Origin of the sequence: Catelliglobosispora koreensis DSM 44566 (assembly GCF_000379685.1) — a bacterium.
Classification (GTDB): domain Bacteria; phylum Actinomycetota; class Actinomycetes; order Mycobacteriales; family Micromonosporaceae; genus Catelliglobosispora; species Catelliglobosispora koreensis.
Genome location: NZ_KB903289.1, coordinates 218,222 through 232,034, shown reverse-complemented (window position 1 = coordinate 232,034; position 13,813 = coordinate 218,222). Strand labels below are relative to the sequence as shown.

Below are 13,813 nucleotides of genomic sequence, written 5' to 3'. Positions count from 1 at the left end.
GAAGATATTGTCCACCCATGCATCCACTCGTCGCCGTGCCCCATACCCCGGTGCACCCGCTGCCCCGGCTCGCGAGCGCTCTAGGACTCGGTAAAGACCAGCTTTGGATCAAGCGCGAAGACCTGACCGGGCTGGCCGGTGGCGGCAACAAGGCCCGCAAACTCGAGCTTTTCGCCGAGCAGGCCACTTCCGGCGGGTACGAGGTGCTCGTCACCGGCGGCGGGCCGCAGAGCAATCACGCCCGCATCACCGCCGCCGCGGCCGCGCTGCTGGGCCTGGAGTGCGAGCTGGTGCTACGCCGCCCGGACCCGAGGTGGCCCGATGACGTGCACCCGAGCGGGAACCTGCTGCTCGACCGGATGCTCGGCGCGAACATCACCTGGGTCGGCGCCCTGCCGTTCGGCGAACTCAACCAGGCCATCGAAGACGCGGCCAAAGCCCATCCACGTAAGGCGCTCGCGATCCCGATCGGCGGCTCGTCACTGCCCGGCGCGACAGCCTATGCCCACGTTGGCGCACAGCTGAACGAGCAGCTCGACTTTGACCTCGCGGTGGTCGCGATCGGGTCAGGCGGCACCCATGCCGGGCTGGCCGCCGGGCTAGGCGATCACAGCCGGGTGCTCGGCATCAACGTCGGCGCGCAGGACGGCGTCGCTGAGTTCATCACCGACCTGGCCGCCGACACGGCCACCGCGCTCGGGCACGACGCGCCGGCCGGAGTGGTGCAGATCGACGATGACCATGTGGGGGAGGCTTACGGAGTACCCACAAAGGGGTGTGAAGAAGCCCTGTTGCTGGCGGCCCGCACCGAAGGGCTGCTGCTGGACCCGGTCTATACCGGAAAAGCGATGGCGGGCCTGATTACGCTGGCACGTAACGGGAAACTGGCGGGCAAGCGGATCGTCTTCGTGCACACGGGTGGGCTGCCCGGGCTGCTGGCCAGCCGCTACACGCAATGGATGGGCGGGCAACTGTGAGAATCCTGTCGGTGAACCTGGCCGTGCCAGAGGTCAGCAACGCCAAAGACGTTGGCATGACCGGAATCAACAAACGTCCCGTGGACTATCCCGTGCTGGTGCGGCCGCCGGGACCCAAGACCACCGGGCTGCACTCCGGGCTCGTCGGTGACCAGATCTTTGACATCAAGCATCACGGCGGCGACGACCAGGCTGTGTACGCCTACGCCCGCGAAGACCTCGACTGGTGGGAAACCGAAGTGGGGCAGCAGATCCCGGGCGGCAAGTTCGGCGAGAACCTGACCACGGCCGGAGTCGATGTCAACGGGGCGCTGGTCGGTGAGCAGTGGCGCATCGGATCGCAGCTGATCCTGCAAGCCACGTCGCCGCGCATCCCGTGCGCCACGTTCCAGGCCAAAATGGCCGTGCCGCAATGGGTCAAGCGGTTCACCGCGGGGGCCCGGCCGGGCGCCTATCTGCGCGTCGTGCAGGCAGGTGAGGTGCGAGCGGATGACCCGGTCGAGATAGTGCACCGGCCGGATCACCACATGACCATCGAGAAGTTCTTTCGCGCGTGGACACTCGAACCGTCGCTGTTGGACGAACTGGCCGCCGTCCCCGAGCTCGACGAAGAAACCAGAGCCTACGCGCTTAAGCGAGCAGCTGCCCGTCGAGAACCGTAACCGCCCGGCCGGTCAGCTCCACCCGCTCGCCGGTGAGAACACAGTGGACCAGCCCCGTGCGCGGGGAAGCCTGCAGCCCGGTCAGCGTCGTCTTACCCAGACGGGAAGCCCACAGCGGCATGAGCGCCGTGTGGGCACTGCCGGTCACGTGGTCTTCGGGCACCCCGACCGCGGGCCCGAAGAACCGCGACACGAAGTGGTAGGAGCCGTTGGCCGTCGAGCGGGCCGTGACGATGACGCCGCGCACGTCGACTTTGGATAGTGCCAGCAGGTCAGGTTTTAGCCCCCGGACCGTTTCCTCATCCTCAAGCTCCACCAGCAGATCGCCCAAGGCACCGGTGGTGTAGGCGGCTTGCACCTGCGCGCCCAGCGCTTTGGCGATTTCCGGGTCGATGGGTGCCGGAACGGGCCGGTTCACCGGGAAGTCGAGCGTGATCGAACCATCGGCTTTGACCGTCGCCGTGAGCACACCGCTGCGGGTCGCGAACCTGATCGTCCCGGCCCCGATCGCGTGCGCCGCTGCGAGAGTGGCGTGCCCGCACAGGTCCACTTCGGACACCGGGGTTAGCCAGCGCAGCGCCCAGTCGGCGTCGTCTTGGGTCAGCGGATGGGCGAACGCGGTCTCGGCCTGGTTGAGCTCCATCGCGACGTCGCGCATCCACTGCTCGTCCGGCCAGTCGTCGCGGTCGAGCAGCACGACCCCGGCCGGGTTTCCCGTGAACGGGCCATCAGCGAACGCGTCAATAATGCGGATTCTCATAGGGTTTCCACGATATCGGGCAGCTCATGCAGGCTGTCGATAACCACATCGGCTTTCGTGGCCTGTGGCCGCTGCGAGTGCAGGTAACCCCACGGGCCCCGGCGGATCAGCGCCGTGCGCATCCCGGCCTGCCCGGCGGCGAGCACATCGTTGTCGAGCCGGTCGCCCACATAGAGAATCTCCTGCGGCTTGACCCCGGCGACCTCGGCCACCTTGAGATAGAACGCCTGATCCGGTTTCTCCACGCCCCACTCGGCGCTCGTGAAGATCGCGTCTGCGGGAAGCCGCATTTTTTCCAGCGCCGCTTTCGCTTGCGGGGGCTGATTTCCGGCGATGATGACGGTCACTTTGCGCTGCAGCTTTTCCAGGGCGTCGCGGACGTCGGGATACAGGTCGCCGGCGTCGAAGTTCTCGCGCAGCCCGTCAGGGTCTTCTTCACGCCACTTCACGATCTCAGCCTCGACATCGGTGCCCGGCCGCAAAATCTCGAACGTGTCGCGGTGATGCCGGTCGAGCGCGGCCATCCCGCCGAGAACCCCCAGGAACGCCAGCCGCGGCACGCCGAGCCGGTCAGCCCACCGGCTCCAAATGCGCGTCTCGTCAATCAGGGTCTCGCCAACGTCGAACACCACAGCTCTGATCACCGTGCCAGGATAGCTGTCGTGACAACGGTTTTTGGTGACGTCGCTTCCTCATATCAAGACATCCGCCCCGCGTACTCTGAAAACCTCACCAGCTACATCAAGGCCTATCACAGCGGCCCGCTGACGTCGGTGACGGAAATCGGAGCCGGCACGGGCCTGGGCACAGCAGTGCTGCTGCCGCTCGGCGCCCCCGTCACATGCATCGAGCCCGACCCGCGCATGAGCGCTCTTCTGCCCTCAGCGGCGACGGTGTTCACGGGAACCTTCACCGACTGGACGCCCCCGCCCGGCGGTGTCGACCTGCTCGCGTGCGCGATGGCGTGGCACTGGCTCGACCCGCAAACGCGATGCGCCCAAGCGTTTGACGCACTCGCTCCGGGCGGGACGCTGGCTGTGTTCGGGCACAAGTATTGCTTCGCTGACCCGGCCCAGTCCGCCGCCCTCGATCCCGCTTATGCCGCGGGCGGCAACTATCACCGGGAGCGGCCGCAGTTCTGGGTCTACGACGACGTGACCGGCAGCGGGCTGTTCACCGGCGTGCAGTGTCACGTGCTCAGCCGGGACCTGACACTGACGACCGAGCAATTCCTCACGCTGACGGGCACGTTCTCGCCGTTCCTGCGCCGCCCGGCCGAGGAGCAGGCGACTGTGCTGGCCGTGCTGAAGTCCACTATCGACGGGTTCGGCGGCTCGGTGGCGCTGGATCTGCGTACCACCCTGGTCCTCGCGCGGCGTCCTTAACGGCCACCGGCGACACGCAGCACGGCACCGGTCACATAGGAGGCTTCGTCGCTGAGCAGCCATGCGATCGCTGACGCGATCTCTTCCGGCTCCCCGGCCCGGCGCAGCGGCGTGCCCGGGGCGGTGATCTCCGGGCGGCCGGGCATGCCGGAGCGGTCGTGGATCTCGGTCTTGATGGTGCCGGGCTGCACCGTGTTGACCCGGATGCCAGCCGGGCCGGCCTCTTTGGACAGCCCGAGCGTCACCGTGTCGAGCGCGGCCTTAGAAGCGGCGTAGTGGATGTATTCGCCGGGTGAGCCCAGCGTGGCGGCACCGGAGGAGACGTTCACGATGGCTCCGCCGCCGCTCATCCGGCGGACCGCTTCCTGCAGGCACAGGATCGCACCGGTCACGTTCACGTCGATGACCCGGCGCAGGTCGGCTTCGGACAGTTCCGTGAACGGGCCCGGACGGCTGATCGCTGCGGCGTTGTTCACAAACCCGGTGAGGGGGCCGAGTTCGGCAGCGGCGTCGAAGAACACGCTGACCTCGGCGGATGTCGTGGTTTCCAGCCGCAGCTGTGCTACAACAGCCCGCACACCGTGCGACACGGCATCGGCGGCGACTTGCTCAGCGGCTGTTTTCTCGCTGTGATAGCCGATGACAAGGTCATGACCCGCCGCGGCCAGCTGGCGGCAGGTGGCCGCTCCGATGCCGCGCGACCCTCCGGTCACTACAGTCACTTTCCGCATGAGGTGAGTAGATCACGAGTGTCGCTGCCCGCCTTGTCGGAGGGCTCTGGTAGAACATGCGTATCAATAATGGAGGAGGAGGCGAGGTCATGGGACTCTCCGCCAAAGAGCTTACGCAGATCAAGGAGACCCTCGCCGCTGGCAAACGGCCGCGCGTGATGTTCACCGAATCGGCGGGCCAAATCGCGGGCCAGATGGGCCACGTGGTGCAGCTCGATGATCCGGGCAAGCAGGAAGACTGGATCCTGGTTAAGTTCGGCGCTGATATTTTGCCGTTCCCGCCAGCCGATCTGGCCATCCCGCCGAAGGGGGCCGCTCCCGCCAAGGGCGCCCCGAAGAAAGCGGAGCCACCGGCGCCGCCGCAACCAGAGTTCAAGATCGTGCGTGAGCCCGCCCCCAAACAGCAGGCTCCCAAGCAGCAAGCCCCGATTCAGCAAGAGCCGCCGGCCTCAAAGCAGGAGAAGACCGTGTCCGAACCAGACAGTGCCCCGCCAGCCCCACGCAAGCCGGCGGCACCAAAGGGTCCCAAGGTCAAGCCGTTGCCGTCGTTCACGGTGACTCTGTCCTACACGGAAGGGGAGTGGACCGTTGGCGCGGTGCAGGGTGCTAAGACCCTCGCCAAGCCCTATCTCATCAAGCCGGCCGAGGCGCTGAAAATGGTTGGGCTGCTTGATGTTCCGGGCGTGCAGGAGGCGGTCGAGCAGATCTTGTCGACCGAGCGGGCCAGTGCGCAGGCACACGCGGAAAAACTCCGGGCCGAGCTCGCCGAGCTTGAGGTGAAACTCGCCGAACTCGGCGGCTGAGGGTCCAGCCCGGACAGTCCTACTATGTCCGGTATGAACCCATTCATTGCCCTCAGTGCGGCCGCCATGGCCGCACTGGCAGTGCCGGGCGCTGCCATGGCCGCACCCGGCACACCCAGCAACACTGTCAAGATCCCCCTGGTCAACGACTGTGGAAACGGCTCCATCAACGGCGAATGCCTTTCCCTTGACGCCATCGGCACCTTCGCCGGGGTGGTCAAGTTCCGTCATAAGGCCAACGGCGACCTGCGCCTCATGTTCAACATCAAGTCGGCACCCGCCGGGCTGAGCTACCAGCTTGAAGTCTTCTGTGGCACCAGCCCGGCGCGCACCGACGGCGTGATCGGCAAACTCGCCGACGCGGTCAAGACCGATGGCAACGGCACCGCCGTGGCAGGGCCGTTCGAGCTGCCCGCCAGCGACATCACCGCCGCCTGCGGCAACGCGGGCATCGGGCACGTTCAGCTCGTCAGCATCATGGGCGGGTCCATCCTGTCCGCAGCCCCGGTGCGACTGTCCGCTTAGGACACCAGGCCAGTCCCCGCGACTCGTGCTGTCGCGGGGACTTTCTTTTGGCCTTTGGCCATCAAACTAGCGTCCTAGGATCGCTTACGGGATGTGACATCACTAAAACCCTCAAATGCCTGCCGCTTCGCGGCAGTCTCACCAATAAAAGAACTCCCGCTTAGGCGGGAGCTCTCGATGTGGACCGCGGATCAGTCGGGGATGTGCTGCACGCCGATGCGCTTGCGGAACACCCAGTAGGTCCAGCCCTGGTAGAGCAGCACGATGGGGGTGAAGATGACCGCCACCCACGTCATGATTTTCAGCGTGTACGGCGTGGAGGACGCGTTGGAGACGGTCAGGCTGTTGGCGGCGTCCAGTGTGGAGGGCAGGACGTTCGGGAAAAGCGCCGCGAACAACGCCGCCACGGTGAAGGCGATGGCGGCCGCCGTTCCGGTGAACGCCCAGCCGTCGCGTTTGCGGGCCGCGGCGAACAGGCCGAGCAGCAGGGCGAGCGCGGCGGCGACGCCGAAGACGATGGCCAAAGTGGACGATCGCTGGGCGAAGGTCCAGGCGAGGAAGCCGACGGCGAGGATCGCTGAGGCGATGCCTGCGCGCAGGGCGAGGGCGTTGGCGCGTACCCGGATGTCGCCTGTGGTTTTCAGGGCGAGGAAAAGCGCGCCGTGGGTGACGAACAGGGCCAGGGTCGTGAGGCCGCCGAGGAGCGCATAGGGGTTCAGGAGGTTCCAGAATCCGCCTACGTATTCGTGGTTGGCGTCGAGCGGCACGCCACGCACGATGTTGGCGAACGCGATGCCCCACAGGATGGCGGGCAGGAGTGAGCCGATGAAGATGCACCAGTCCCAGCGGCGTTTCCAGTGGGCGTCGTGGCGTTTGCCGCGGTATTCGAAGGCGACGCCGCGGATGATGAGCGCGACGAGGATGAGCAGCAGCGGTAGGTAGAACCCGGAGAACAGGGTGGCGTACCACTCGGGGAAGGCGGCGAACATGGCGCCGCCGGCGGTGATGACCCAGACTTCGTTGCCGTCCCAGACAGGGCCGATGGTGTTGATGAGGACGCGTTTTTCTTTGTCGTCGCGGCCGAGGACGGGCATGAGGACGCCGACGCCGAAGTCGAAGCCTTCTAGGACGAAGTACCCGGTGAAAAGTACCGCGATCAGAAGGAACCAGATGGTGTGAAGTTCCACTGTGGACTCCTAGTAGGCGAACGCTAGGGGGCGGTCGGGGTCGTCGGTTTCCTGGGCTGGCTTGACGTCGGGCACGCCTGCCCGGGCGAACCGCAGGAGGAGCCCGACTTCGACGACGGCGAGGATGCCGTAGAGGAGGGTGAAGACGGTTAGTGAGGTGGTGACGTCGGCGGCGGTGACGGAGGGGGAGGCGGAGTTGGCGGTGAGGAGCTGGCTGAACACGATCCAGGGCTGGCGGCCCATTTCGGTGAAGATCCAGCCCATGGCGTTGGCGGCCAGGGGGAGTAGCGGCAGGCCGATGATGGCCCACTTGAGCCATTTGCTGGTTGGCGCGCGGCCTTTGCGGATGGACCACAGTGCCCAGAGGGCGAGGAGGGCGGCCAGCACCCCGAATCCGATCATGAACCGGAACGTCCAGTAGGTGACGGGGATGATGGGTTTGTAGTCGCCTTCGCCGTAAAGGGAGACGTATTCGGCTTGCAGGTCGTTGATGCCTTTGACTTCGCCGTCGAAGGAGCCGGTGCCGAGCCAGGACAGCAGGCCGGGGATTTCTAGTTGCCACACGGGTTTTGAGCCGTCGAGGGTGCCGATGGTGAGGATGGAGAAGGGTGCGGGCTGCTGGGTTTCGTAGAGGGCTTCGGCGGCGGCCATTTTCATCGGCTGGACTTCGGTCATGATCTTGCCTTGGATGTCGCCGGTGACGAAGAGCCCGCCGGTGGCCAGAATCGTTGTCCAGGCGCCGAGTTTGAGGGCGGAGCGGTAGGCGGCGGTGTCGGCGCCGGGGCGGCGGATGAGGTGCCACATGGCGACGGCGGCCATGAGTCCGCCGCCGGCGAGGAAGGCGCCGAACATGGTGTGGGGGAAGGTAATCAGCGCGACTTTGTTGGTGAGGACGGCGGCGAAGTCGGTGAGTTCGGCCCGGCCTTTCTCGGCGTTGTAGGTGAAGCCGACGGGGTTTTGCATCCAGGAGTTGGCGGCGAGGATGAAATAGGCCGATAAAGCGGTCCCGATCGCGGCGGCCCAGATGCAGGCCAGGTGGATGCGCTTGGACAGCTTGTCCCAGCCGAAGATCCACAGCCCGAGGAAGGTGGATTCGAGGAAGAAGGCCAGCAGGGCTTCGATCGCGAGTGGGGCGCCGAAGATGTCGCCCACGAAACGCGAGTAGGTGGACCAGTTCATGCCGAACTGGAATTCCTGGACTATGCCGGTGACGACACCCATGGCAAAGTTGATCAGGAAGAGCTTGCCAAAGAATTTGGTTAGCTTGAGCCACTTCTCGGCTGCTTCATGCCGCCCCTGGCGCGAGGTGCGAACATAGACGGTCTGCAGGATGGCGACGAGGAACGCCAGCCCGATCGTCAGCGGCACGAAGAGGAAGTGATAGACCGTGGTAATGCCGAACTGCCATCTGGCCAGCTCTGTCGCGTCCATATGCTGAACATTACGCAGCGTGATCCTTTCCGGAAGGATGTTTGATGGTGAAACACCCCACGCCACCGCTCGTCTGGCGCTTTGGCATGGCGCTGGGCAGGGGTATCACCAGGTTGCTGTCTAAGTTGGAGGTATCCGGTGACGCCCGTTATGAGACATCTCACGGGCTGATCCTGGCGGTCAATCACATCGGCAATTTCGACCCGATCGCGATTACGGCGGCGTGTTCGCTGCGGGGGCTGGCCCCGCGTTTCATGGCGCAGGAGGAGCTGTTCACGGTTCCGGTGGTGGGTGCGTTCATGCGGGCGTGTGGGCACATCCGGGTAGACCGGGATAAGCCGACGGTGACGAACTCGCTGACCGAGGCTGAGGCGGCGCTGCGCGACGGCGCTGCTGTCGTGGTCTATCCGGAGGGCAGGATTGGCCGTGATCCGCAGTTGTGGCCGGAGCGGGGTAAGACGGGCACAGGCCGGCTGGCGTTCGCCACGGGTGCGGCGCTGATTCCGGTGGCGATCTGGGGTTCGCATGAGGTGCTGCCTTATACGGCGCCTAAAGGGATGTGGCCGTTTCTGTGGCGCAATGTGCGGCGGCGCCCCGTGGTGAAGGTCCATTTTGGCCGTCCAGTGTCCACGGAGGGGATCGATGTGAGCCGGCCGGGAGGGGCGCAGAGGCTGACGGACCGTTTGCTGGACGCGATTGTCGCGGAGCTGGCGCCGTTGCGTGCTGAGGAGCCGTCGTGGCCGCGGTTCATGGATCCGACGAAGGTTTCTGAGACGCGCCGGTTGCACAAGCGGGCGGTGCCGTGATCCGGGTTGAGGTCGCCGGTGAGGTGGCGACGCTCTGGATTGACAATCCGGGCAAGCGCAACGCGATGACCGCCGAGATGTGGCGGGCCGTTCCCGTTGTTCTTTCGGGCCTTTCGGGGGTACGCGCTGTGGTGTTGCGTGGTGCCGGGACGACTTTCTGCGCTGGGGCCGATATCGGTGCGCTGGCTGACATTGGCGCGGCGACGGCTGGTGAGAATCTGGCGGTCGCGGCGGAGGAGGCGCTGGCGGCGTTTCCCGCGCCGGTGATCGCAGCGATCGAGGGCGACTGCATCGGTGGCGGCTGTCAGCTGGCGCTGGCGTGTGATCTGCGGATCGCGGCGGCCGGGTCCCGGTTTGGGATCACGCCGGCGCGGCTGGGCGTCATCTATCCACAAACGAGCATCCGGCGGTTGACCCGTGTCGCGGGGACGGCACCGGCGCAGTGGCTGTTGCTGACCGGCGAGCTGGTTTCCGCTGCGCAGGCCCGCTCGTTTGGCCTCGTGCATGAGGTGGTTGAGGACGTGCATGCCCGTGTGGCGTCGCTGGCGGCCACGCTGGTGAGCCGGTCGCTGCTAAGCCAGGTGGCGATGAAGGAGATGCTGGCCGGGCCGGTGTCTGACGAGCGTGCCGAGGGCTGGATGCGTCTCGTGCGCGATAGCGGTGAGGCAGCCGAGGGCGCGGCCGCGTTCCTGGCCCGCCGCAAGCCATCGTTCCCGTGGCGGCCGTGACGGTTTAGCCGCGTGAGGCGCGGTAGATCAGGACGAGTTCACGTGTTGTGGGCACGCCGGCTCTGCGGCGCAGATCGGCGATGCGCCGGTTGGCGGTGCGTAAGGAGAGGAACTCCGCGGCTGCCGCGGTGGCGATGGTGGCACCGGTAGCCAGCCGCTCAAGCAGGGCCCGTTCCACCGGGGACAAGCGGCGCAGCCAGTCGCTCGGCTCATCGTCGGGCACGTGGACCCCCATTAGATCGACTATCCTCAACGGAATACGGTTGGGACATTCTCACCGATGTCATGGGATGTTGGCGAGCCGGTCACCATATCGCACACATTCGTGCGATCCTTCGCGCTGTGACCAGCCCCTTGGACTTTCTGGATGATCCGCCGCTGGCGTTCGCCCATCGCGGCGGGGCCGCTGACGGTGATGAAAATACGGTCGAGGCGTTCGCGCGTGCCGTGGACGCCGGCTACCGGTATGTGGAGACCGACGTGCACGCGACCCGTGATGGGGTGCCCGTGGTCATGCATGACGCGTCGCTGGCGCGGATGACGGGTACGGACGCTGCGGTCAGTGCACTGTCCTATGCGGACCTTTCGGCTATTCGGGTGGCGGGCGCTTCGGTGATCCCGCGGCTGGAAGAGGTGCTGGAAGCGTGGCCGCAGGTGCGGTTCAACATTGATGTGAAGTCCACTTTGGCCGTTGCCCCGACAGCCCATGCGGTGCGCTCGTTTGAGCCGCGGGTGCTGCTGGCGTCCTTTTCAGACAGCCGCGTCCGGGCGTTGCGCGCGCTGACGCAGGGCCGGGTGGCGACGTCTTTGGCGCAGCGGGAGGTCGCGCGGCTGCTGGTCGCGTCGCGTACAGGGTTGCGGTTCAAGGCCCCGCCGACGGCTGTGGCGGCTCAGGTTCCGGTGCGCCAGGGGCCGGTGCGGATCGTGACCGGGCGGTTCATCGCCGCCGCTCACCGGGCCGGGATGCAGGTACACGTCTGGACGATCGATAACCCTGCCGAAATGAAGGGGTTACTTGATCTCGGTGTTGATGGCATCATGACCGATCGCATCCATGTGTTGCGCGATGTCTTCGTCCAGCGAGGCTTGTGGAAGGACCCCCGATGACCGACATGGTCACCGCCTCAGATCCGTCCCCGGAAACCATCGGCTACGGGTCCAGCACCAAACGCGAGCGCACCGGGTGGTACCTCTACGACTGGGCTAACTCCGCGTTCTCGGCCACGGTCGTCGCCGTGTTCTTCGGCCCCTATCTGGGCAACATCGCCAAGGTCGCGACCGGGGTGCTCGATGACCCGGCGACCAAGGCCGACGAGCGGCTGACCGCGCCGATCAAGGTGCTGTGGTTTGAGCTTCTGGCCGGTTCCTTCTACACCACCGTGCTGACCGTCGCGGTGATCCTCAATGTGCTGATCCTGCCGGTCATGGGCGCCATCGCCGACCGGTCGCCGCACAAGCGCCGCCTGCTCGGGATCACCGCCTATATCGGTGCCGGTGCCACGGCGGCGATGTTCTTCGTCTCCGGCACCGGGTACATGCTGGGTGGTCTGCTGTTCATCATCGCCACCGTCGCTTTCGCGGCCAGCATCGTGGTCTACCACTCGTTCCTTCCGCAACTGTGCAAAGAGGAGGACCGCGACAAGGTTTCCAGCATCGGCTGGGCGTGGGGTTACCTCGGTGGCGGTTTGCTGCTGGTGCTCAACCTCGTCGCCTACACCACGTTCGTTGACGCGCTTGGCGGCGAGGCGATGGTCGCCCGGTTGTCGCTGTGCTCGGCCGGTGTGTGGTGGGGCTTGTTCACACTGTTTCCGTTGCGGTGGCTCAAGGACCGCCCGCCGCTGGAGGGTGTGGCGCGCGGCAATGTGCTGACCGACGGGTTCAAGCAGCTTGGTCACACGATGAAAGGCATGCGTAAGTACCCGCTGACTTTGTTCTTCCTGGCGGCGTATCTGGTCTACAACGACGGCATCCAGACCGTGATCAACGTGTCGAGTGTGTACGCGGTGGAAGAACTTCAGCTGACGACCACGACGCTGACAATGACGGTGCTGATCATTCAGTTCCTGGCCTTCGGCGGCGCGCTGGGCATGGGCTGGCTCGCCGGGCGCATCGGTGCGAAGAAGACAGTGCTAATCAACCTGGTGATCTGGTGTCTCATCATCGGTGCCGCCTATTCGCTGCCTGTGGGCGCGGCTGGCCCGTTCATGGCCTTGGGCGCCACGATCGGCATCGTGCTCGGCGGCAGCCAGGCGCTGTCGCGCTCGATGTTCAGCCAGCTGATCCCCAAGGGCAAAGAAGGCGAATACTTCGGCTTCTACGAGATCTCCGACAAGGGCACGAGCTGGATGGGGCCGCTGGCGTTCACGCTGGTGTTCGAGGCGACGAAGAATTACCGCCTCGGTGTCAGTGTGGTGCTGTTCTTCTTCGTGCTCGGGTTCATCCTGCTGCTGCTGGTGCCGTTGCGGCGGGCCATCATCGCGGCTGGCAATAATCCACCGGAGCGGTTGTAGTAACGTCGCGATTCGTGTCTGAATCTGCCTGCACCACTTCGCTAAAGTTCTTCTGGGGACCGATGGACTGCGGAAAGTCCACGCTGGCTTTGCAGATCGGGCACAATCACGCCCGGCAAGGCCGGCGTGGGCTCGTGCTCACCCGCCTGGACCGGTCGATGAAGCCACAGGTCACGACCCGCATCGGCCTGGTCGCGGCGGCGATCGAAGTGGAGCCGTCGCTCAACCTGGCCGAGTTGGTACGCGAGCAGCCGTTCAAAGTGGACTATCTGATCTGCGACGAGGCGTGCTTTTACACCGTCGCCCAGATCGAGCAGCTAGCTGATCTCGTCGACTATCACGAAGTCGACGTGTACGCCTTCGGCCTGGCCACTGACTTCACCTCGCACCTGTTCCCGGCGGCACAGCGTCTGTTCGAACTGGCCGACGAGGTGTTCCGGCTGCAGGTCGAGGTGCTGTGCTGGTGTGGGCGTCCCGGCCGGCTCAACGCCCGCGTTTTCGGCGACACCGTGGTGCGTGAAGGCGAGCAGATCGTCATCGGCGACACCGCGGCCGACGACGATCAGGTTCGCTACCAGGTGCTGTGCCGGCGCCACTACCGTTCCGGGGCACTTGCCGCGGCTGCGGTCTGAGCAATGCTGGCGAGGAGAAAGCCTCCATTGGTCACGGTGAATACAGCCATCGCCCCTGCGGTCCACTGTGGAGCGAACGCGAGCACCAAACCCAACGCCAGAACCATCGCGCCGTAGTCGCGGACAAGTTTGAGCAGGCGTACCGGCAGCGAGGTGGATGGCATTAGGCTCGCTGCGCCTGGGCTTGAGGCCAGCACCGAGGTCAACAGGTTGACCAGCCAAGTGCCGGCGAAGGCTGCGGACAGCCACGGTGGGGCGCTGGCCGCGATGCTGACCGCTGTGACGAGGGAGATTTGGACAGCGACGTCGCACAAGACGTCGACGCGGGCACCGGCGGGGCTGGTTCTTCCTGTAACCCGCGCCAGTTGCCCATCGGCACAGTCCAAACTGTACGCAAGCTGCCACAGGACCAGTGCTAGCAGCGGAATCCCGGTCACCGCGGCCGCGGCTGCTACGAAGGCGACAGCGAGGTTGCCCAGCGTCAAGGCGGTCGGGGACAGGCCCAGCCGCGAAGCGGCGTAGGCGAGGTACGAGCCGGCCCGCTGATTGACGGTCTCAGTGAACAGGCCGCCGCCGCGATTGGCGGCGAAGAAGACCGCCGGGTTTGCGCAAATTGTCACGCTAGCGACCATAGCGATCGAGGTCCCTTTATCGTGAGAGGCCCATCACGTCAGTG

General features: G+C 65.6%; 17 protein-coding genes. 10 read left to right on the top strand and 7 right to left on the bottom strand.

The annotated features are described in order from the left end of the window. Positions 1-17: 17 nt before the first annotated feature. Together A3E1_RS0129025 and A3E1_RS0129020 are read left to right on the top strand one after the other, a co-directional pair. Positions 18-977: a pyridoxal-phosphate dependent enzyme gene (locus A3E1_RS0129025; RefSeq protein WP_020524314.1), complete on the top strand. Its 960-nt coding sequence runs from the start codon at positions 18-20 to the stop codon at positions 975-977. Continuing rightward, positions 956-1,639 (top strand): MOSC domain-containing protein, encoded by a 684-nt coding sequence (locus tag A3E1_RS0129020; RefSeq protein ID WP_040392123.1) that lies wholly within the window; start codon positions 956-958, stop codon positions 1,637-1,639. The genes A3E1_RS0129025 and A3E1_RS0129020 overlap by 22 nt, the downstream gene beginning before the upstream one ends. On the opposite strand, the gene A3E1_RS0129015 is transcribed toward A3E1_RS0129020, so the two are convergent. Both A3E1_RS0129015 and A3E1_RS47425 read right to left on the bottom strand, forming a co-directional pair. Further along, on the bottom strand, positions 1,608-2,399 hold the full coding sequence (locus A3E1_RS0129015; protein WP_020524312.1) for a PhzF family phenazine biosynthesis protein: 792 nt from the start codon (positions 2,397-2,399) through the stop codon (positions 1,608-1,610). The genes A3E1_RS0129020 and A3E1_RS0129015 overlap by 32 nt on opposite strands. After that, positions 2,396-3,043: an HAD family hydrolase gene (locus tag A3E1_RS47425; RefSeq protein ID WP_026208950.1), complete on the bottom strand. Its 648-nt coding sequence runs from the start codon at positions 3,041-3,043 to the stop codon at positions 2,396-2,398. The genes A3E1_RS0129015 and A3E1_RS47425 overlap by 4 nt, the downstream gene beginning before the upstream one ends. Before the next feature lie 18 nt (positions 3,044-3,061). Here A3E1_RS47425 and A3E1_RS47420 point away from each other — a divergent pair, with 18 nt between their 5' ends. Continuing rightward, positions 3,062-3,784: a class I SAM-dependent methyltransferase gene (locus tag A3E1_RS47420; RefSeq protein ID WP_020524310.1), complete on the top strand. Its 723-nt coding sequence runs from the start codon at positions 3,062-3,064 to the stop codon at positions 3,782-3,784. On the opposite strand, the gene A3E1_RS0129000 is transcribed toward A3E1_RS47420, so the two are convergent. Next, on the bottom strand, positions 3,781-4,515 hold the full coding sequence (locus A3E1_RS0129000; RefSeq protein WP_026208949.1) for an SDR family NAD(P)-dependent oxidoreductase: 735 nt from the start codon (positions 4,513-4,515) through the stop codon (positions 3,781-3,783). The two genes, A3E1_RS47420 and A3E1_RS0129000, sit on opposite strands and share 4 nt — an antisense overlap. A gap of 89 nt (positions 4,516-4,604) precedes the next feature. On the opposite strand from A3E1_RS0129000, the gene A3E1_RS0128995 reads away from it, so the two are divergent. Both A3E1_RS0128995 and A3E1_RS0128990 read left to right on the top strand, forming a co-directional pair. After that, positions 4,605-5,318, top strand: coding sequence for a hypothetical protein (locus A3E1_RS0128995; protein WP_020524308.1), 714 nt, complete (start codon positions 4,605-4,607; stop codon positions 5,316-5,318). Between the two features lie 33 nt (positions 5,319-5,351). After that, positions 5,352-5,843 (top strand): hypothetical protein, encoded by a 492-nt coding sequence (locus A3E1_RS0128990; protein ID WP_020524307.1) that lies wholly within the window; start codon positions 5,352-5,354, stop codon positions 5,841-5,843. A 191-nt stretch (positions 5,844-6,034) separates the two neighbouring features. On the opposite strand, the gene cydB is transcribed toward A3E1_RS0128990, so the two are convergent. Continuing rightward, positions 6,035-7,030, bottom strand: coding sequence for a cytochrome d ubiquinol oxidase subunit II (gene cydB, locus A3E1_RS0128985; RefSeq protein WP_020524306.1), 996 nt, complete (start codon positions 7,028-7,030; stop codon positions 6,035-6,037). Between the two features lie 9 nt (positions 7,031-7,039). Further along, a complete protein-coding gene (locus A3E1_RS0128980) occupies positions 7,040-8,461 on the bottom strand; it encodes a cytochrome ubiquinol oxidase subunit I (protein WP_020524305.1) in 1,422 nt (473 codons plus the stop codon). Positions 8,462-8,505: 44 nt separating this feature from the next. Between A3E1_RS0128980 and A3E1_RS0128975 the strand changes: the two genes are divergently transcribed. After that, positions 8,506-9,267, top strand: coding sequence for a lysophospholipid acyltransferase family protein (locus tag A3E1_RS0128975; RefSeq protein ID WP_020524304.1), 762 nt, complete (start codon positions 8,506-8,508; stop codon positions 9,265-9,267). Further along, positions 9,264-9,995, top strand: coding sequence for an enoyl-CoA hydratase/isomerase family protein (locus A3E1_RS0128970; protein ID WP_020524303.1), 732 nt, complete (start codon positions 9,264-9,266; stop codon positions 9,993-9,995). Before A3E1_RS0128975 ends, A3E1_RS0128970 begins: the two co-directional genes overlap by 4 nt. A gap of 4 nt (positions 9,996-9,999) precedes the next feature. Here A3E1_RS0128970 and A3E1_RS0128965 read toward each other — a convergent pair whose 3' ends face one another. Beyond that, on the bottom strand, positions 10,000-10,230 hold the full coding sequence (locus A3E1_RS0128965) for a hypothetical protein (protein WP_020524302.1): 231 nt from the start codon (positions 10,228-10,230) through the stop codon (positions 10,000-10,002). Between the two features lie 50 nt (positions 10,231-10,280). On the opposite strand from A3E1_RS0128965, the gene A3E1_RS0128960 reads away from it, so the two are divergent. The 3 genes from A3E1_RS0128960 to A3E1_RS0128950 are packed head-to-tail and all read left to right on the top strand — an operon-like array spanning position 10,281 to position 13,137. Beyond that, positions 10,281-11,102, top strand: a complete 822-nt coding sequence (locus tag A3E1_RS0128960; RefSeq protein ID WP_051105183.1) for a glycerophosphodiester phosphodiesterase — start codon at positions 10,281-10,283, stop codon at positions 11,100-11,102. After that, positions 11,099-12,505: an MFS transporter gene (locus tag A3E1_RS0128955; RefSeq protein WP_020524300.1), complete on the top strand. Its 1,407-nt coding sequence runs from the start codon at positions 11,099-11,101 to the stop codon at positions 12,503-12,505. Before A3E1_RS0128960 ends, A3E1_RS0128955 begins: the two co-directional genes overlap by 4 nt. A 14-nt stretch (positions 12,506-12,519) precedes the next feature. After that, positions 12,520-13,137, top strand: coding sequence for a thymidine kinase (locus tag A3E1_RS0128950; protein ID WP_322786268.1), 618 nt, complete (start codon positions 12,520-12,522; stop codon positions 13,135-13,137). Here the strand turns inward: A3E1_RS0128950 and A3E1_RS0128945 are convergent. Further along, a complete protein-coding gene (locus A3E1_RS0128945; protein ID WP_020524298.1) occupies positions 13,101-13,769 on the bottom strand; it encodes a CDP-alcohol phosphatidyltransferase family protein in 669 nt (222 codons plus the stop codon). The genes A3E1_RS0128950 and A3E1_RS0128945 overlap by 37 nt on opposite strands. Positions 13,770-13,813: the final 44 nt, after the last annotated feature.